Here is a 17,257-nt window from a genome sequence, read left to right as displayed (position 1 = left end):
GGTCGTGTCGTGGTGTGCGGTGCGCCCGAGGAGGAGGGAGCGGTCAGAACCGGCCGCCGCCGGAGAAGCCGCCGCCGCCCCCGCCGCCCCCGCCGCCGAAGCCGCCCCCGCCGCCGCCACCGAAGCCGCCGCCCCCGAAGCCGCCGCCGCCGAACGAGCCGCCGCCGTAGCTGCCGCCGCGCCCACCGAGGAGTCCGCCGAGGACGAGACCGGTGACGAGTCCGCCGAGCTGCGCGCCGTTCCCGCCGCCGCCCGAGCCGGGCCACCCGCCCATGTCGTCGTTCGCGGCGTCCATCGCCGCCGCCGCGTACTGCTCGGCCGCCCGAGCGGCACGGACGGCCTGCCCGGGGTCGGTCGTCGCGAGCTGGACGGCGTCGTCGAGGGCTCGCTCGGCTTCCGAGAGCCGGGTGCGCGCTGCCGGCCCGACCCCGCCGCGGTGCAGCGAGATGTACTCCCGCGCCTGGCTGATCCGGTTCCGCGCGTCGCGGAGGGCGTCGTCGAGCACCGCCGCCGCGCGCTGCCGCTGCTCCTCGGCACCGCGGGCAGCCGCGATCGCCTGGTCGATCGCGGTGTTCGCGGCGGTGAGACCGTCGAGCGCGGTGAGCGGGTCGGCCGGGTCGGTCGCCTGACGGAGGACGGTCTCGGCGCGGGTGACCGCGGCTGCGAGGTCGGGGCCGGCGGGCAGGGTCCGTGCCGCGGCGACGTCGCCCTCGACCTCGGCGCGGAGGGCCTCGACCCGGGCGGCCGCCTGCTGGAAGGACGCTTCCGCCTGCTGCGCACCCGTGGTGAGCTGCTGGACCTGCGCGAGCGCGTGCTGGGCGTCCCGCACGGCGACGACGGCCTCGCCCTTGTCGCCGGCGGCGACTGCTGCGGTGGCGGCGCGGGAGCGTTCGGTCGCGTAGTCGAGGACCTTCCGTGCCTGCTCCACGTTGTCGGAGACGGTCGCCAGGGTGCGGCCCGTGTAGGTGCTGCGCACCCGGCCCAGTGCAGCGTCGGCCACGGCGATCGCCGTCGGCGCGTCGGCGACCGTGGTCGCGAGCGTGGCTGCGGCGTCCTCGACGCCGTCCTCGAGCGCCCGGAGTCGGTCGAACGCGTCGGTCTGCTCCTCGATCGAGGCGTGCGCCTGCTCGCAGATCGCGACGATGCGGTTCGCCCAGTCGGCACGCTGTGCGGGCTCGTCGGGGACCTCGTCGTCGAGCTGCTGCTGGAGCGTGAAGGCCTCGCGGACGTGCTGCTTCGCCGCGGCCACGGCGTCGGCGAACGGCTCGGCCGCGTCCTCGCCGAACTGCGCGGTGGCGAACCCGACCTCCTGTTCCGCGGTGCGGAGCTCGTCGTCGATGGTGACCAGGGCACCGCCGGCCCGCCGTTCGAGCTCGGCGAGCGACGCCTCCTGCGCACGGGTGGCCGCCGCCGTGCGGCGGCGGTTCCGTGTGCGGATGACGAGGACCGCGACGAGGGCGGCGAGCACGGCGATCCCGAGGGCCACCCAGAGCCACGTGAGGTCGGCGGGCGCCTGCGTCTGCGCGAGGCCGTCCGCGAAGGCGACGGCCGCACCGGACCAGTCCGATCGCTTGAGCGCCGGCAGGAGGTCCGCATCGACGGCCTGTTCGACGTCGCTCTTCGACAACGAGGTCTCGTTCGTCTGCTGGACGTCGTAGTTGCGTTCCTGCACCGCGACGGAGAGCAGGATGCTGTCGCGGTCGATCTGGTTCGCACGCATCGTCTCGGCGCCCCACGCGGTGTGGTCCGCCGGGCCGCTGAAGGTCGGCACGAACACCACGAAGAGCTGCGTCTGCGTGGACGAGTAGAGGTCCTGCACGGCTCGCTCGACACGGGATCGCTGTGCGGCGGTGAGGACGTCGGCACGGTCGACGACGTACGCGCCGCCGAGGTCGACCGGCGCCTCAGCCCGTGCGCCGGTGGCCGGAGCGACGACGAGCAGTGCGGCGAGCAGGGCCACCACGAGCCGTGCGAGGAGCCCTGCTGTCCCCCTGCTCGTGCCCGTTCCGTCCGTGCTCGATCCGTCGTGGACCGCTCGCATCCGTCCTCCGTCCGTCATCGGGGCGGGGTCCGAGATACCCGGAACCACGCCTCCGGGAGCGCTGTCGCCCGGAGTCTATCCAGGGCACGCGTACGACGGACCCAGTCCTGGGGAACCGTTGTGGAACGTGAGGTCTGTGGACGAGTTGTCCCCCGACCCGGGGTATGCTCGCGGTATCCGTTCGACGACGAACGAGGCAAGGGGAACTGCGATGGAGCGAACAACGAGTACCGAGGTCGTCCCGCTCGAGGACGGCTACCACCGGGTGTCGACGCCCGCGAGCGGCGTGATCGGCTTCGTGCGCGAGCACGACGGCCGCTACGAGGTGCTCCGCGGACGCGTCCGCCAGGCGACCCGTTCCGAGGGTCTCTACAGCACCATGAACGTCGCGCTCATCGCGCTCACGCACGCCTGAACGGCACGTACGCCCGAGCGGCACGCACGCCCGAGCGGCACGCACGCGCGAGGCGTGTGCGCACGCCGGAAGACCCAGCCGGCCGTCCGCCGGCCGTAGGCTGCCCGGATGGGTGATGCGCGCCTCCGGGACGTGACGGTGACGCTCCGTGCCCCGCTTCCGGACCGAGCGTCCGACCGGGAGGCGCTGGTCGCCGCCGCCGCGGCGGCATCCGGCGTCGACGCGGCCCGTCTGCGCGCGGGGCGCGTCTGTGACCACTGCGGCAGCACGGCGCACGGCCGCCCGTGGGTCGCCGCGCACGGCACGGCCGTCGGCGTCAGCCTGGCGCGCACCACCGGGGTGCTCGCGCTCGCGGTCGGGGCGGCGTCGTTGGGCGTGGACGTCGAACGACCGTCACGGGTCGCAGCGGCACCCCTCGACGCCTTCACCCCCGGCGAGCTGGCGCGCGCCGGTGGCGACCACGACGCACTCGCGGCGTGCTGGGCCGTGAAGGAGGCGGTCCTCAAGCGGGACGGCCGCGGGCTCCGTGTCGACCCGGCGACGGTGGACGTCGACCTCGCCCTGGGAACCGCCCGGCTCGACGGCGTCGCCCAGTACGTCACGGTCCGGTGGCCGGCGCCGGACCTGGTCCTCGCGGTCGCGGCGGGCGGGGCGGTCGTCCACGTCGCGGTCGCCGACGACCTCGTGCTGCTCAGCGGGGGAGCGTCAGGACCTCGGCCCCGCTCTCGGTGATCGCGACGGTGTGCTCGGTGTGGGCCGTCCGCGCGCCCGTGGCGCTGCGGAGCGTCCAGCCGTCCGCATCCGTCACGAGCACGTCGGTGTCCGCCATGACCCACGGTTCCAGGGCGAGCAGCAGGCCCGGTCGGAGCGTGTAGCCCCGGCCCGGGCGCCCGGCGTTCGACACGTGCGGGTCCTGGTGCATGGTCGAGCCGATCCCGTGTCCGCCGAACTCGAGGTTGACCGGGTACCCGGCCCCTTCGAGGACGGTGCCGATGGCGTGCGACAGGTCGCCGGTCTTCGCGCCGGGCCGAGCGACGGCGATCGCCGCCGCGAGTGCCCGCTCGGTCGCGGTGATGAGCGCGGTGTCCGCGGCGTCGGGCGTCCCGACGCTGAAGCTGATCGCGGCGTCGGCGGCGATCCCGTCGAGCGACACCGCGAGGTCGAGCGTCAGGAGGTCCCCGTCGGCGAGCACGCGGTCGTGCGGCAGGCCGTGCAGCACGGCGTCGTTCACGGCGGTGCAGACGTGGTGCCCGAAGGGGCCGCGGCCGAACGAGGGGGCGTAGTCGACGTAGCACGACTCGGCGCCGGCGTCCTCGATCATCGCCTTCGCCCACCGGTCGATCTCGAGCAGGTTCGTGCCGACGCGGGTGCGCTCGCGGAGGGTCTGCAGGATCGTGCCGACGAGGGCGCCGGTCGCGCGGGCCTTCTCGACCTCGGCAGGGGTCAGGATCTCGATCACGGGATGATCATACCGGTATTACAATCGGCTGCATGGTCCGTCTCCCACTCCGCCCCGACGAGGTCGACCGGGGCCGTCGGCTCGGTGCGCTCCTGCGGCAGGCCCGGGGTCCGCGCTCGATCGTCGACACCGCGCTCGACGCCGGGATCTCACCCGAGACCCTGCGCAAGATCGAGACCGGGCGGATCGCGACGCCGGCGTTCTCGACCATCGCCGCCGTCGCCGGGGTCGTCGGCCTGTCGCTCGACGCTGTCTGGGCAGAGGTCAGCGCCGGACCCGCCGAGCTCGACGCCGCAGGCTGACGCGGCCGCACGGCCCGCGCCCGGCGACGCGGCGCGCCCGGTGTCAGGGGAGCGCGGGGACGCCCGGTTCGTCGATCCACGGCCCGGTGACCGCCCGCACCCGCTCCACCACGACCCCCGCAGCGCCCGCGAACGCGCCCAGCACGTCCTCCGGCGCGACCGTTCCGTACCGGTGTTCCGCGGTGATCGTCCGGAGCCCGCGGAAGAACGCGTCGTCCCCGAAGGTCCGTCTGACCGCGTGCAGCGCCAGGGCTCCGCGCTTGTAGACCCGGTCGTCGAACATGTCCGCGGCACCCGGGTCCGCGACGACGAGGTCCTGCGGCTGCGCGAGCAACCCGGCGCGGTACCGCGCCGCCAGCACGTCCGCCGACTCCCCGCCGCGGTGTTCCGACCACAGCCACTCGGCGTGGCAGGCGAACCCCTCGTGCAGCCAGATGTCCCGCCAGCGGCCGACGGTCACCGAGTTGCCGAACCACTGGTGCGCGAGTTCGTGCGCGATCAGCCGGTCGGTGCCGTGCTCGCCGTCGACGTGGTTCCGTCCGAAGACCGCGAGGCCGTGCGCCTCGAGCGGGATCTCCAGCTCGTCGTCCGTCACCACGACGCCGTACGCGGTGAACGGGTACGGCCCGAACCGGTCCGCGAACAGGGCGAGCATGTCCGGCACCCGGCCGAAGTCGGTCTTCGCGGCCGCGGTGAGGTCCGCCGGGTGGTGCAGGGTGACCGGGACTGCACCGCCACGGAGGCGCGTGGTGCGGTACCGGCCGATCTGCACCGTTGCGAGGTACGTCGCCATCGGTTCCGTGGTCGCGTAGGTCCACGCGGTGCCGCCCCGCGCCCGCTCCTGCCCGAGCAGCTCGCCGTTCGCGAGGACGTCGTACCCCGTCTCCGCCGTCACCTCGAACCGGTACGTCGCCTTGTCGTCCGGGCGGTCGTTGCACGGGAACCAGGACGGGGCGCCGGTCGGCTGCGCCGCGACGATGACGCCGTCGGTGAGTTCCTCCCAGCCGACCTGTCCCCACGGGGACCGGACCGGGTGCGGGGTGCCGTGGTACCGCACGTGCACGGAGAACTCGGCACCGGGAGCGAGGGGCTCGATCGGGGTGACGGTCAGCTTGTGGGCCGACGAGGACACCTTCTTCGCGCGGCGCCCGTCGACGTCCACCCGGTCGACGTGCAGGCCGTGCAGGTCGAGCACCACGCGGTCGAGCGGCCCGGCGGCCGGCCCGGCCTCGACGACCCCGGTGACCGTCGCGGTGGCGTCGAGCCGGTTCGTGGCGACGCGGTAGCCGAGGCGCAGGTCGTAGTGCCGCGCGCTCCACCGCCGGTCGCCGCTGTGCGGGGTGTACGGGTCGGCGTCGGCGGACATCGGGTGCACGGCGTTGATCGGCTTCACGGTGCCGGTCAGTCTGCCACGCGCTCCGGCACCGGCGGCGCGGAGGTCCACGGGGCGATCGGGTTGCCGGCCCAGTGGGTCCCGCCGGGCACCTGCTCGCCGCGCATCACGAGCGACGCCGGCCCGACCGTCGACCCCGGGCCGAGCCCGGCCGCGGGGAGCACGACGCTGTGCGGCCCGAGCGTCGCCCCGGCGTCCAGGCTGACGGCGTCGAGCTGCATCACCCGGTCGTGGAAGAGGTGCGTCTGCACGACGGTGCCCCGCGCGACCGACGCCCCGTCGCCGATCGACACGAGGTCGGCCTCGGGCAGCCAGTACGTCTCCAGCCAGGTCCCGCGACCGATCCTCGCCCCCAGGCTCCGCAGCCACGCGGCGAGCGCCGGCGTGCCGGTCGCCTGCTCGGCGAACCACGGCCGCGCGACGGTCTCCACGAAGGTGTCCTGCACCTCGTTCCGCCACACGAACGACGACCACAGCGGGTGCTCCCGTGCGGTGATCCGTCCGACGAAGCCCCACTTCGCAGCCGTCGACACCACCGCGGCGACGGCACCCGCGACGATCAGGACCGGGCCGGCCAGCAGGATCGTCCAGCCGAGCCCGATCTCGGTCCACAGCGCGAGGAGCGTCCCGACGACGCCGAGCGCGATCACCGCCGACACCATCGGGGCGAGCAGCCGCAGCAGCTCCCAGCAGCCACGGGCGACCTTGAGCCGCGCGGGCGGGCGGAAGGTGCGCTCCTCGTCGAACGCCGCCGTCGCCCGACGCAGCCGGACGGGAGGCGAGCCGAGCCACGACGAGCCGCGCTTGGCCTTCTTCGGGACGGCGGACAGCACCGCGACCAGGGCCTCGCGGGGGACCGAGCGCCCGGCACCCGTCATGCCGCTGTTGCCGAGGAACGCCCGCCGCCCGACCTTCGACCGACCGATCCGCAGATGGCCGCCGCCCAGCTCGTACGTGGCGACCATCGTGTCGTCGGCGAGGAACGCCCCCGAGGCGATCTGCGTGAGCGCCGGGATCAGCAGCACGGTCGAGATCTCGGTGTTCCGTCCGACCCGGGCACCGAGCAGCCGGAGCCACACCGGGGTGACGAGGCTCGCGTACAGGGGGAACAGCAAGGTGCGTGCCGCGTCGAGCACCCGCTCGGTCGTCCACGCCTGCCACCCGATCCGCGACCGCACCGGGTGCCGCCCCTCGACGAGCCCCAGCCCGAGCAGCCGGACCGACGCGACCACGAGCACCGCGTACACCGCGCCCGCGACGAGCGTCGCCACCGGCGTCCACGCGAGACCGCGCAGCACCGCCTCGCCCAGGGTCGGCGCCCGCCCCACCAGGACCGCCGCGACCGCCACCCCGGCAGCGACGCCCGCCACCGGCAGTCCGGCGACCGCCACCGACCCGGCCCCGTACGCGACCAGCCAGCGACGACGCGCCGGCGGTCGAGCCTGGCGACCGTGCCGGGCCGACCCGACGCGCTCCGCCGGCGACCCCGCCCACCGCTCGCCGTCGGGCACCGTGCCGGTCACGGCGGACCCCGCCTCGACCTCGGCGCCCTCGCCGACGTGCGCCCCCGGCAGCAGGGTCGTCCGGCTGTGCACGACGGCGTCCGCGTCCACCCGCACCCGCCCGAGCCGGAAGACGTCACCGTCCACCCAGTGCCCCGCCAGGTCCACCTCGGGCTCGATCGACGCCTGCCGACCGATCGACAGCATCCCGGTCACCGGCGGCAGCGCGTGCAGGTCGACGTCGCGACCGATCCGTGCCCCGAGCGCCCTCGCGTAGTAGCTGATCCACGGCGCTCCCGCCGTCGACGGCCCGTCCACCGCCTCGGCGATCCGCTCCGCGAGCCACACCCGCACGTGCACCGAGCCGCCCCGGGGGTGGTCGCCCGGCCGGACCCCGACGAGCAGCAGCCGCGCGAGCACCACCGTGAGCGCCATCTTGCCGAGCGGGGTCACGAAGAGCACGAGCGCCACCACCAGCACCGGTACCGGCAGCACCGGCAGGAACGGCAGGGTGGTCGCGTGCAGGACCCCGGCCACGAGCGCCGTCCAGGTGAGGACCCGCAGCCCGCGCAGCACCTGCACCGGCAGCCCGAGCAGCGTCAGCAGCAACCCCGTGGCCGGCGGGACCGGCCGCACGTCACGCGGGACCTGCAGGACCGGTCCGGACTCGTCGAGCGCCGCCGCGAGGGCCCCGATGCGCGGGTGGTCGTAGACGTCTGCGACGGTCGTCGTCGGGAAGCGCTCCCGGATCGCGGACACGAGCTGCGCTGCGGTCAACGACCCGCCGCCGTGCGCGAAGAAGTCGTCGTCGACGCTCGACACCGGCACGCCCAGGATCGCCGACCACCGCTCGGCGATCCAGGCCACGGTGTCCGGCAGGAGCGTCGCCTCCGCTGACTCCGGCAGCGGCCAGGGCAACGCCGCCCGGTCCACCTTGCCGGACGTCCGCGTCGGCAGGGCGTCCACCACCGCGACCAGCGGCACGAGCGCGGCGGGCAGCGCGTCCCGCAGTCGGGCGCTCGCCGCCGCCGTGTCGAGCGTCACCCCGGCCGCCGGGGCGACGTAGCCCACGAGCACCTGGTTGCCCGCCGGGGTCCGCTGCACCACCGCGGCACCGCCCGCGACACCGTCGAGCGCCTGCAGCGCCGCGTCGACCTCGCCGAGCTCGATCCGCCGCCCGCCGAGCTTCACCTGGTCGTCCGCCCGCCCCTGGAACACCAGGCCCTCGGGTTCGTACCGCACCAGGTCGCCGCTCCGGTACGCGCGGTCCCACCCGAGCTCCGGGAACGGCGCGTACTTCTCGGCGTCCTTCGCCGGGTCCAGGTACCGGCCGAGCCCGACACCGCCGATGACCAGCTCACCGACCCCACCCGGCGCGACCCGCTGCCCGGACCCGTCCACGACCGCCAGGTCCCACCCGTCCAACGGCAACCCGATCCGGACCGGCTGCGACCCTTCCAGCAACGCGCCGCACGCCACCACGGTGGCCTCGGTCGGCCCGTAGGTGTTCCACAGTTCCCGGTCCCGGCTCGCGATGCGGGCCGCGAGCTCCGGCGGACACGCCTCACCCCCGAAGATCACCAACCGGACCTGCTCGAGCGCGTCGTCCGGCCACAGCGCCGCGAGCGTCGGCACCGTCGACACGATCGTGATGCCGTGCGCGATGAGCCAGGGGCCCAGGTCCACACCGGTCTTCACCAGCGACCGCGGTGCCGGCACCAGGCACGCCCCGTGCGCCCACGCCAGCCACATCTCCTCGCACGAGGCGTCGAACGCCACGCTCAACCCGGCGAGCACCCGGTCCCCGGGCCCGATCGGCGCCCGCTGCAGGAACATCCGCGCCTCGGCGTCGACGAACGCCGCAGCCGACCGGTGCGTCACCGCGACGCCCTTCGGCACCCCGGTCGACCCGGACGTGAAGATCACCCACGCGTCGTCCTCCGGTGTCGGGGGCTCGGCGCTCGCCGCAGGGTCGACGACGGGGGCAGCGGGAGCGTCGGGCGCGCCCGAGGTGCGGAGGACGCCGCCGGCCCCGACCACGCCGACCACCCGTGCCTCGCCGAACACCAGGGCCGCGCGCTCCTCCGGGTCGTCCGCGTCGACGGGCACGTAGGCGGCCCCGGCGGCGAGCACCGCGAGGATCGAGCAGTACAGGTCACGCCCGCCGGAGGGGATCCGGATGCCGACCCGGTCGCCGCGGCGCACGCCACGTCGGGCGAGGTCGTCCGCCTGGGCACGGACGGTCGCCAGGAGCGTCGCGGCGTCGATCGTGCCGGCCGGGTCCTCGAGCGCGATCGCGTCCGGGGTCCGGTCGGCCGTCGCCGCGAGCACGTCGAGCAGCGTGCGGGGCTCGGGGGCGGCGGCGGCGCGGGCGAGCTCCGGCTGGGGGTTCCCGGTGACGGTGGGCATCGAGTCCTCTTCCCGGTCGTGTGCGGGACGACCGGCCGGTGATCATAGGGGAGCGAGGTGACGCGCCGGGAAACACCGCCCGTGTCCGGAACGGGGCCGGTGACCTGCTACGGTTGGTGACACCCCGGGCCCCCATAGCTCAGGGGATAGAGCACTGCCCTCCGGAGGCAGGGGCGGAGGTTCGAATCCTCCTGGGGGCACCACCAAGGCCCGCACGGAGTGCGGGCCTTCTCCGTTCCCACCGCCGGTCCGCGACGCTCCCGCCGCTGACGCTCCCGCCCGCCGGACGGGAGGCGCGGTGTCGGCCCGCCCCGCGCCTCCAGACCGTCGCCACCCGTGTCCACGGCGGTCGGCCCACCAGGGTGGGCGCCCCGTCAGCCCGCCGGGGTCGCTGACGCCGAGGGCAGGAGTGCGGTCCGCACCGCGTCCACGACGGGCTGCGCGCCACCCGGCTCCGTGAAGAGGGTCGAGGTCGCGGTGATCCAGTACGGGTCGGCGAAGGCGTCGGCTCGTCCGACCCCGTCGTCGGCGAGCGCGAAGTACCCCTCCACCCGGTAGGTCGGCACCGAACCGCCCCGTTCGTACAGGGCGTCCTTCAGCGTCGTGAGCGACTTCTCAGGCAGGTCGGCGACGGCGAAGGCGATCTCCGTCGACGCGTCGTCGGTCGCCCGGAAGGCGCACGCGCGACCGCGCTGCTCGACGATGCGGGCGGCCGGGGTGCCCTTCGCCGGCCGGTAGTCGTCGACGGCCTCGAACGTCTTCCCGTAGACCGACAGCGCCGTCGCCGGCAGCAGGTCCGCGCAGGTCTGGGTGACCCGCACGCCGATCGGCGCCGGACTCGCGCTCCGGCTCGGACCCGCGCCGACGGAGCCGCCCGAGCACGCGGCGAGCGCGACGGACACGGTCACGGAGAGCACGGCGACGCTGATCGCCCGGACGCGGCTGCGGGTGGTCATCCGCCCATGATGGTGCATCGGCCGGGGACCGCCTGGGTGTCCCGGTAGACTCGACCCTCGTGACTCCTGCCGAACTCTCCGCCGCGTACCTGTCGATCCTGACCGGGATCGTCGAGCGACGAGGCGCGTCCGACACCGTGACGATCCAGGAGTCCCACGTGGCCCTCGAGCGTCCGAAGAACCGCGCGCACGGCGACTGGGCCTCGAACGCCGCGATGCAGCTCGCGAAGCGCCTCGGCACGAACCCGCGCGAGCTCGCGACCGAGATCGCCGGCGAGCTGACCGAGCTCGACGGTGTGGCCTCCGTCGACGTCGCCGGCCCGGGCTTCATCAACATCACGCTCGAGGCGGCCGCCGCCGGCGAGATCGCCCGCACGATCGTCGACTCCGGCTCGGCGTTCGGGCACGGCGACCTGTACGACGGCGTCCGCATCGACCTCGAGTTCGTCTCCGCGAACCCGACCGGACCGATCCACATGGGCGGCGTCCGCTGGGCGGCCGTGGGTGACAGCCTCGCCCGCGTGTTCGAGGCGCAGGGCGGGCTCGTCACCCGTGAGTACTACTTCAACGACCACGGCGCGCAGATCGACCGCTTCGCCCGGTCCCTCGTCGCGTCCGCCCTCGGCGAGCCCACGCCGGAGGACGGCTACGGCGGCGCGTACATCGCCGAGATCGCGGCCCGCGTGATCGCGACGCTGCCCGCCGGCACAGACGTCACCGACCTCCCGCGCGACGAGGCGCAGGAACTGTTCCGCCGCGAGGGCGTCGACTTCATGTTCGCCGACATCAAGCGCTCGCTGCACGACTTCGGCGTGGACTTCGACGTCTACTTCCACGAGAACTCGCTGCACGAGTCCAAGGCCGTCGAGCGCGCCATCGAGCGGCTGCAGTCCCTCGGCAAGATGTACGAGGCCGAGGGCGCGCTCTGGCTCCGCACCACCGACTTCGGCGACGACCGCGACCGCGTGGTGATCAAGTCCGACGGGCAGCCGGCGTACATCGCGGGCGACCTGGCGTACTACCTCGACAAGCGCGAGCGCGGCTTCGAGCGGAACCTCATCATGCTCGGCGCCGACCACCACGGCTACGTCGGCCGGATGATGGCGATGTGCGCGGCGTTCGGCGACGAGCCGGGCACGAACCTCGAGATCCTCATCGGCCAGATGGTGAACCTGCTCAAGGACGGCCAGCCGTTCCGGATGTCGAAGCGCAACGGCACGATCGTGTCGATGGAGGACCTCGTCGAGGCCGTCGGCGTGGACGCCGGCCGGTACGCCCTCGTCCGGTTCGCCAGCGACACCGCGATCGACATCGACCTCGACCTGCTCACCAAGCGGACCAACGACAACCCGGTCTTCTACGTGCAGTACGCCCACGCCCGCACGCAGTCGGTGGCGCGCAACGCCGCCGCCTCCGGGGTGGACCGCTCGGCGTTCGACGCGTCGCTGCTCACCCACGACACCGAGGGCGCGCTCCTCGGGGCCCTCGCCGAGTACCCGCGGGTGGTGCGGCAGGCCGCCGAGCTCCGCGAGCCGCACCGCATCGCGCGCTACATCGAGCAGCTCGCCGGGCTGTACCACCGCTGGTACGACGCCTGCCGCGTGACGCCGCTCGGCGACGAGGCCGTGACCGACCTGCACCGCACGCGCCTCTGGCTGAACGACGCCACCGGCCAGGTCGTCCGCAACGGCCTGGGCCTGCTCGGCGTCAGCGCTCCCGAGCGCATGTAGCGCTGCCCCTCGCGCCGAGCGCCTCGCGGTACACGTCGCTGCCTTCCTCCAGGAACCAGGTTCCGGACACCACACCGCGCTCTTCCCCGGTGCTGTGTCCGGAACCTGGTTCCGTGCGTGGGCACCGGACCAGGTCACGCGCACGACCGGACCCGCGGGGCGGACGCCCACCGCGCCTCCAGGCTGGCTGCCGGGGGAGCCTGGCAGGGTGGGACGCATGTCCGTCGCCCCCGCCCCGAACCGCAGGCGCCGCCGTTGGCCGATCGTGCTCCTCGTCGTCCTGGTCGTGCTGGCCGCGCTCGTCGTCGTCGCGGAGTTCGTGCTGCGCGGCGTCGTCGACCGCATCATCGCCGAGCAGGTCGACGAGGCGCTGCCCGCCGGCACCACCGGTGAGGTGCAGGCGCACGCCGAGGGGATCGTGATCCCGCAGCTGCTCCGGGGCACCCTCGACCGGGTCGACATCGCGTCCGACCGGATCACCGTCGAGGGCGTCCCCCTCGCCGCCGACGTCACCGCGCACGACGTGCCGGTCGACGGCACGGGCGAGGTGCAGGACGTCGACGGCACGGTCACCCTCGCCTCGGGGGCGGTCAAGGACCTCTCGAAGTACAGCCCGCTGTTCGACCGGGTGCGGCTCGCGGACGGCGGCGTCGAGCTGCGCGGGTCCACGGCGGTGCTCGGGTACGAGATCGCCTACTCGGCCGAGGGCGCCGTCGTCGCGCAGTCGGACGGCCGGGGCATCACGATCACGCCGAAGACGGTGAAGATCGACAACACCGCGCTCGGGCTGAACGTGGACTCGATCCCCGGGGTGACGAAGGTGCCGGTGCAGGTGTGCACCGCGCGGTTCCTCCCGGAGCAACTCCGGATCCGCTCGCTCGACATCACCTCGGCGAAGGCCTCGGTGCGCGTCACGGCCGACTCGCTGCCGCTCAACGAGGCCGGGCTGCGGACCGTCGGGCGCTGCGGCTGAGGCCCGGCGGCGCGGCGCGTGGTCGCGTTCTCCGCGACTGCCCGGTCGCGTTCTCCGCGACTGGCTGGTCGCGTGCTCCGCGACTGGCTGGTCGCGTGCTCCACGACCTGCGTAACGCGGCCAGGAGGCGCTGCTCGGCTCGGTAGGATCGGGTCCCGTGAGCGCCAACCCCCTTGCCCCCGAGCGACTGCGGTTCCCGACCGACGCCTCCGCGCTCGAGCCGCGGATCTGGCCCGCCTCCGCGACCCGCACCGACGACGGGCAGCTCGCGGTGGGCGGCCTCACCGCGGACGACCTCGTCGCCCGCTTCGGCTCCCCGCTCTACGTCGTCGACGAGCGTGACGTGCAGTCGCGTGCCGTCCGCGTGCGCGACGCCTTCGCCGAGGCCTTCGAGCGCATCGGCAGCCGGGCGCACGTCTACTACGCCGGCAAGGCGTTCCTCACGACGCAGGTCGCCGCGTGGATGGCAGCGGCCGGGCTGCGGGTCGACGTCTGCACCGCGGGTGAACTGGCGGTGGCGCTGGCGGGCGGGGTCGACCCGGCGATGCTCGGGTTCCACGGCAACGACAAGTCCGACGCCGAGATCGCCCGCGCGGTCGAGGTCGGCCTCGGCACGATCGTCCTCGACAGCCACGAGGAGATCGGCCGGGTCGCCCGGGCCGCTGCCGACGCCGGGGTCGTGCAGCGCGTGCGCGTCCGGATCAACAGCGGTGTGCACGCGTCGACGCACGAGTACCTGGCGACGGCGCGCGAGGACCAGAAGTTCGGCATCCCCCTGACCGAGGCGGTCGCCGCGGCCGAGGCGGTGCGTGCCGAGCCGTCGCTCGCGTTCGTCGGGCTGCACTCGCACATCGGCTCGCAGATCTTCGACGAGGGCGGCTTCCGCGAGGCCGCGCGTCGGCTCATGGACGTCCACGCCGCCCTCGTGGCGACCGGCCCCGTGCCGGAGCTCAACCTCGGTGGCGGCTGGGGCATCGACTACACCGAGGCGGACAGCGCCTTCGCCCCCGAGGACGTCGCCGACGCACTCGCGACCATCGTCGCCGAGGCCTGCGCCGAGCGGGACATCCCGGTCCCCGAGATCGCGGTCGAGCCCGGCCGCTACATCGTCGGTCCGCCGGGCATCACGCTGTACCGGGTCGGCACCATCAAGCCGGTGGTGATCGCGGACGACACCACGGGGGAGTCGGCCACCCGCACGTACGTCTCGGTGGACGGCGGCATGAGCGACAACGCCCGTCCGGCCCTGTACGGCGCGGAGTACACGGCGCGGCTCGCCCGGAGCTCGGACGCCGACGCGGTGCTGACCCGCGTCGTCGGCAAGCACTGCGAGTCCGGTGACGTCGTCGTGCACGACGAGTACCTCCCCGGCGACGTGCACCGCGGAGACCTCCTCGCGGTCGCGGCCACCGGTGCCTACTGCTGGGCGCTCGCGAGCAACTACAACCACGTCGGACGCCCGCCGGTCGTCGCGGTGGCGGACGGCACAGCCCGTATCCTCGTCCGAGGCGAGTCGATCGACGACCTCCTCGCCCGCGACACCGGGGTCGCAGCCGAGCCCGCCACCGGCACCGGCCGCTGACCCCCGACCGACAGGACCCGCACCAGATGATCGAATACCGCAACGTCCGCGTCGCCCTGCTCGGAGCCGGCTCGGTCGGCTCGCAGGTCGCGCGCCTGCTCCTCGAACACGGCGACGAGCTGGCCTCGCGCGCCGGGGCCGGACTCGAGCTGGTCGGCATCGCGGTGCGGGACGTCGATGCGTCGCGTGACGTCGACCTGCCGCAGGAGCTCTTCACGACGGACGCGGCGTCGCTCATCCTCGGCGCGGACATCGTCGTCGAGCTGATCGGCGGCATCGAGCCCGCGCGCACGCTCGTCCTCCAGGCCCTGCAGTCCGGCGCCGACGTCGTCACCGGCAACAAGGCGCTCCTCGCGACCCACGGCCCCGAGCTCTTCGCGGTCGCCGAGCAGGTCGGCGCGCAGCTCTACTACGAGGCCGCGGTCGCCGGTGCGATCCCGATCATCCGTCCGCTGCACGACTCGCTCGCGGGGGACCGCATCGAGCGGATCATGGGCATCGTCAACGGCACGACGAACTTCATCCTCGACCTGATGGACCGCGAGGGCGCGACCTTCGAGGATGCCCTGGCCACGGCGACCGACCTCGGGTACGCCGAGGCCGACCCCACCGCGGACGTCGAGGGCTACGACGCCGCGCAGAAGGCCGCGATCCTCGCCTCGCTCGCGTTCCACACCTCGGTGCCGCTGGCCGCCGTGCACCGCGAGGGCATCACCTCGGTCACGATCGAGCAGGTGCGCGCCGCCCGGAAGGCCGGGTACGTCGTGAAGATCCTCGCGACGGCCGAGCGCCTGACCGACGCAGACGGTGTCGAGGGCGTCAGCGCCCGTGTGTACCCGGCGCTCGTGCCCGAGTCGCACCCGCTCGCCAGCGTGCACGGCGCGAAGAACGCCGTGTTCGTGGAGGCCGAGGCAGCCGGTGACCTCATGTTCTACGGCGCCGGCGCCGGCGGGGTCGAGACCGCGTCGGCCGTGCTCGGCGACCTCGTGTCCGCCGCCCGCCGCCACGTGATCGGCGGCCCCGGCATCGCGGAGTCGACGCAGGCCGACCTGCCCGTCTTCCCGATCGGCACGGTCCGCACCCGCTACCAGATCACCCTGCACGTGGCGGACGCCCCCGGTGTGCTCTCGACGGTCGCGGGCGTGCTCGCGAAGCACGGCGTGAGCGTCGAGACCGTCGAGCAGTCCGCCGCGACCGACCCGGGCGACGGCGCGGCCGGCACCGCGAACCTCGTCATCGGCACGCACCTCGCGCGTGAGAGCGACCTCGCCGCGACGGTGGTGGCGCTCCGCAACGAGGACGTCGTCGTCGAGATCACCAGCGTCCTCCGGATGGTCGGCGCCTGAGGCGCCCGACCCCACGAGACCCAAGACCGAACAAGAAGGGGAGCCTGATGGCCCACCAGTGGCAGGGAGTCCTGCGCGAGTACGCCGACCGTCTCGACGTCACCGAGGCGACGCCCGTCGTCACCCTCGGCGAGGGCGGCACCCCGCTCATCCCGGCCAGGCGGCTCTCCGAGCGCACCGGCGCCGAGGTCTACGTCAAGTACGAGGGCATGAACCCGACGGGGTCCTTCAAGGACCGCGGCATGACCATGGCGATCTCGAAGGCCGTCGAGCACGGTGCGAAGGCCGTCATCTGCGCCTCGACGGGCAACACGAGCGCCTCGGCTGCGGCGTACGCCACGCACGCGGGCATCACCGCCGCGGTCCTGGTGCCCGAGGGCAAGATCGCGATGGGCAAGCTGAGCCAGGCCGTCGCCCACGACGCCCAGCTCCTGCAGGTGCAGGGCAACTTCGACGACTGCCTCGACATCGCCCGCGACCTGGCGGCGAACTACCCGGTGCACCTCGTCAACTCGGTGAACAACGACCGCATCGAGGGTCAGAAGACCGCCGCCTTCGAGGTCGTCGACGTGCTCGGCGACGCCCCGGACTTCCACTTCCTGCCGGTCGGCAACGCCGGCAACTACACGGCGTACTCCCGTGGCTACCGCGAGGACGTCGCCGCCGGTCGCTCGACCCGGATGCCCCGCATGTTCGGGTTCCAGGCCGCCGGATCGGCCCCGATCGTGCGCGGCGAGGTCGTCCCGAACCCGGACACCATCGCCTCCGCGATCCGCATCGGCAACCCCGCGTCGTGGCAGTACGCCCTCGAGGCCCGCGACGAGACCGACGGCTACTTCGGCGCGATCTCCGACGACGCGATCCTCGCCGCGCACCGCATCCTGTCGGCCGAGGTCGGCGTGTTCGTCGAGCCGGCCTCCGCGATCGGCGTCGCCGGCCTGCTCGAGCGTGCCGACGCGGGCATCGTGCCCAAGGGTGCGAAGGTCGTCATCACCGTCACCGGACACGGCCTGAAGGACCCGCAGTGGGCCCTCCGCACGCCGGACGGCGGCGAGGTCGCGCCGACGAGCGTCCCGGTCGACACGAAGTCGGTCGCCGACGTGCTCGGACTGGTCGGCGCCGAGTGAGCGCCGACCGCTCGTCCGGACC

At 74.1% G+C, this 17,257-nt stretch carries 13 protein-coding genes and 1 tRNA gene; 9 read left to right on the top strand and 5 right to left on the bottom strand.

The features are described 5' to 3' along the window. Window positions 1-43 precede the first annotated feature (43 nt). On the bottom strand, window positions 44-2,041 hold the full coding sequence (locus ACY3FI_RS09265) for a TPM domain-containing protein (RefSeq protein ID WP_462547236.1): 1,998 nt from the start codon (window positions 2,039-2,041) through the stop codon (window positions 44-46). Between the two features lie 211 nt (window positions 2,042-2,252). Here ACY3FI_RS09265 and ACY3FI_RS09260 point away from each other — a divergent pair, with 211 nt between their 5' ends. Together ACY3FI_RS09260 and ACY3FI_RS09255 are read left to right on the top strand one after the other, a co-directional pair. Further along, the gene (locus ACY3FI_RS09260) at window positions 2,253-2,456 is read left to right on the top strand and encodes a hypothetical protein (RefSeq protein WP_022905704.1); all 204 of its coding nucleotides are present in this window, start codon (window positions 2,253-2,255) and stop codon (window positions 2,454-2,456) included. A gap of 108 nt (window positions 2,457-2,564) precedes the next feature. Further along, window positions 2,565-3,188, top strand: coding sequence for a 4'-phosphopantetheinyl transferase family protein (locus ACY3FI_RS09255; RefSeq protein WP_462547235.1), 624 nt, complete (start codon window positions 2,565-2,567; stop codon window positions 3,186-3,188). Here ACY3FI_RS09255 and map read toward each other — a convergent pair. Next, window positions 3,148-3,915 (bottom strand): type I methionyl aminopeptidase, encoded by a 768-nt coding sequence (gene map, locus ACY3FI_RS09250; protein ID WP_462547234.1) that lies wholly within the window; start codon window positions 3,913-3,915, stop codon window positions 3,148-3,150. The two genes, ACY3FI_RS09255 and map, sit on opposite strands and share 41 nt — an antisense overlap. 32 nt (window positions 3,916-3,947) lie before the next feature. On the opposite strand from map, the gene ACY3FI_RS09245 reads away from it, so the two are divergent. Continuing rightward, entirely contained in the window at window positions 3,948-4,217 is a 270-nt protein-coding gene (locus ACY3FI_RS09245; protein WP_462547233.1) for a helix-turn-helix domain-containing protein, read from the top strand. A 43-nt stretch (window positions 4,218-4,260) separates the two neighbouring features. Here the strand turns inward: ACY3FI_RS09245 and ACY3FI_RS09240 are convergent, their stop codons facing one another. Together ACY3FI_RS09240 and ACY3FI_RS09235 are read right to left on the bottom strand one after the other, a co-directional pair. Continuing rightward, the gene (locus ACY3FI_RS09240; protein ID WP_462547232.1) at window positions 4,261-5,610 is read right to left on the bottom strand and encodes a M1 family metallopeptidase; all 1,350 of its coding nucleotides are present in this window, start codon (window positions 5,608-5,610) and stop codon (window positions 4,261-4,263) included. An 8-nt stretch (window positions 5,611-5,618) separates the two neighbouring features. Further along, entirely contained in the window at window positions 5,619-9,521 is a 3,903-nt protein-coding gene (locus ACY3FI_RS09235) for a Pls/PosA family non-ribosomal peptide synthetase (RefSeq protein WP_462547231.1), read from the bottom strand. A gap of 128 nt (window positions 9,522-9,649) precedes the next feature. On the opposite strand from ACY3FI_RS09235, the gene ACY3FI_RS09230 reads away from it, so the two are divergent. Continuing rightward, window positions 9,650-9,724, top strand: a tRNA-Arg gene (locus ACY3FI_RS09230). Window positions 9,725-9,895: 171 nt separating this feature from the next. On the opposite strand, the gene ACY3FI_RS09225 is transcribed toward ACY3FI_RS09230, so the two are convergent. Beyond that, a complete protein-coding gene (locus ACY3FI_RS09225; RefSeq protein ID WP_462547230.1) occupies window positions 9,896-10,477 on the bottom strand; it encodes a hypothetical protein in 582 nt (193 codons plus the stop codon). Window positions 10,478-10,536: 59 nt separating this feature from the next. On the opposite strand from ACY3FI_RS09225, the gene argS reads away from it, so the two are divergent. From argS to thrC, 5 genes are all read left to right on the top strand, one after another. Continuing rightward, a complete protein-coding gene (gene argS / locus ACY3FI_RS09220; RefSeq protein ID WP_462547229.1) occupies window positions 10,537-12,207 on the top strand; it encodes an arginine--tRNA ligase in 1,671 nt (556 codons plus the stop codon). 217 nt (window positions 12,208-12,424) lie between these two features. Then, the gene (locus tag ACY3FI_RS09215) at window positions 12,425-13,180 is read left to right on the top strand and encodes a hypothetical protein (protein ID WP_462547228.1); all 756 of its coding nucleotides are present in this window, start codon (window positions 12,425-12,427) and stop codon (window positions 13,178-13,180) included. 157 nt (window positions 13,181-13,337) lie between these two features. Then, window positions 13,338-14,762: a diaminopimelate decarboxylase gene (lysA, locus tag ACY3FI_RS09210; protein ID WP_462547227.1), complete on the top strand. Its 1,425-nt coding sequence runs from the start codon at window positions 13,338-13,340 to the stop codon at window positions 14,760-14,762. 26 nt (window positions 14,763-14,788) lie between these two features. Continuing rightward, a complete protein-coding gene (locus ACY3FI_RS09205; protein ID WP_462547226.1) occupies window positions 14,789-16,108 on the top strand; it encodes a homoserine dehydrogenase in 1,320 nt (439 codons plus the stop codon). A 47-nt stretch (window positions 16,109-16,155) separates the two neighbouring features. Beyond that, window positions 16,156-17,235 (top strand): threonine synthase, encoded by a 1,080-nt coding sequence (thrC, locus tag ACY3FI_RS09200; protein ID WP_462547225.1) that lies wholly within the window; start codon window positions 16,156-16,158, stop codon window positions 17,233-17,235. Window positions 17,236-17,257 lie beyond the last annotated feature (22 nt).

It is taken from the genome of Curtobacterium sp. RM9 (assembly GCF_054956955.1).
Note: the sequence above shows the minus strand (reverse complement) of the source record. Positions and strands in the feature narration are given on the sequence as shown.

Bases quoted from the DNA above. Each gene is read 5' to 3' on its own strand.
- ACY3FI_RS09215 (WP_462547228.1), top strand. From the start codon at position 12,425: ATGTCCGTCGCCCCCGCCCCGAACCGCAGGCGCCGCCGTTGGCCGATC.
- ACY3FI_RS09255 (WP_462547235.1), top strand. From the start codon at position 2,565: ATGGGTGATGCGCGCCTCCGGGACGTGACGGTGACGCTCCGTGCCCCG.
- ACY3FI_RS09245 (WP_462547233.1), top strand. From the start codon at position 3,948: ATGGTCCGTCTCCCACTCCGCCCCGACGAGGTCGACCGGGGCCGTCGG.
- ACY3FI_RS09260 (WP_022905704.1), top strand. From the start codon at position 2,253: ATGGAGCGAACAACGAGTACCGAGGTCGTCCCGCTCGAGGACGGCTAC.
- ACY3FI_RS09205 (WP_462547226.1), top strand. From the start codon at position 14,789: ATGATCGAATACCGCAACGTCCGCGTCGCCCTGCTCGGAGCCGGCTCG.
- ACY3FI_RS09235 (WP_462547231.1), bottom strand. From the start codon at position 9,521: ATGCCCACCGTCACCGGGAACCCCCAGCCGGAGCTCGCCCGCGCCGCC.
- thrC (WP_462547225.1), top strand. From the start codon at position 16,156: ATGGCCCACCAGTGGCAGGGAGTCCTGCGCGAGTACGCCGACCGTCTC.
- ACY3FI_RS09265 (WP_462547236.1), bottom strand. From the start codon at position 2,041: ATGCGAGCGGTCCACGACGGATCGAGCACGGACGGAACGGGCACGAGC.
- ACY3FI_RS09225 (WP_462547230.1), bottom strand. From the start codon at position 10,477: ATGACCACCCGCAGCCGCGTCCGGGCGATCAGCGTCGCCGTGCTCTCC.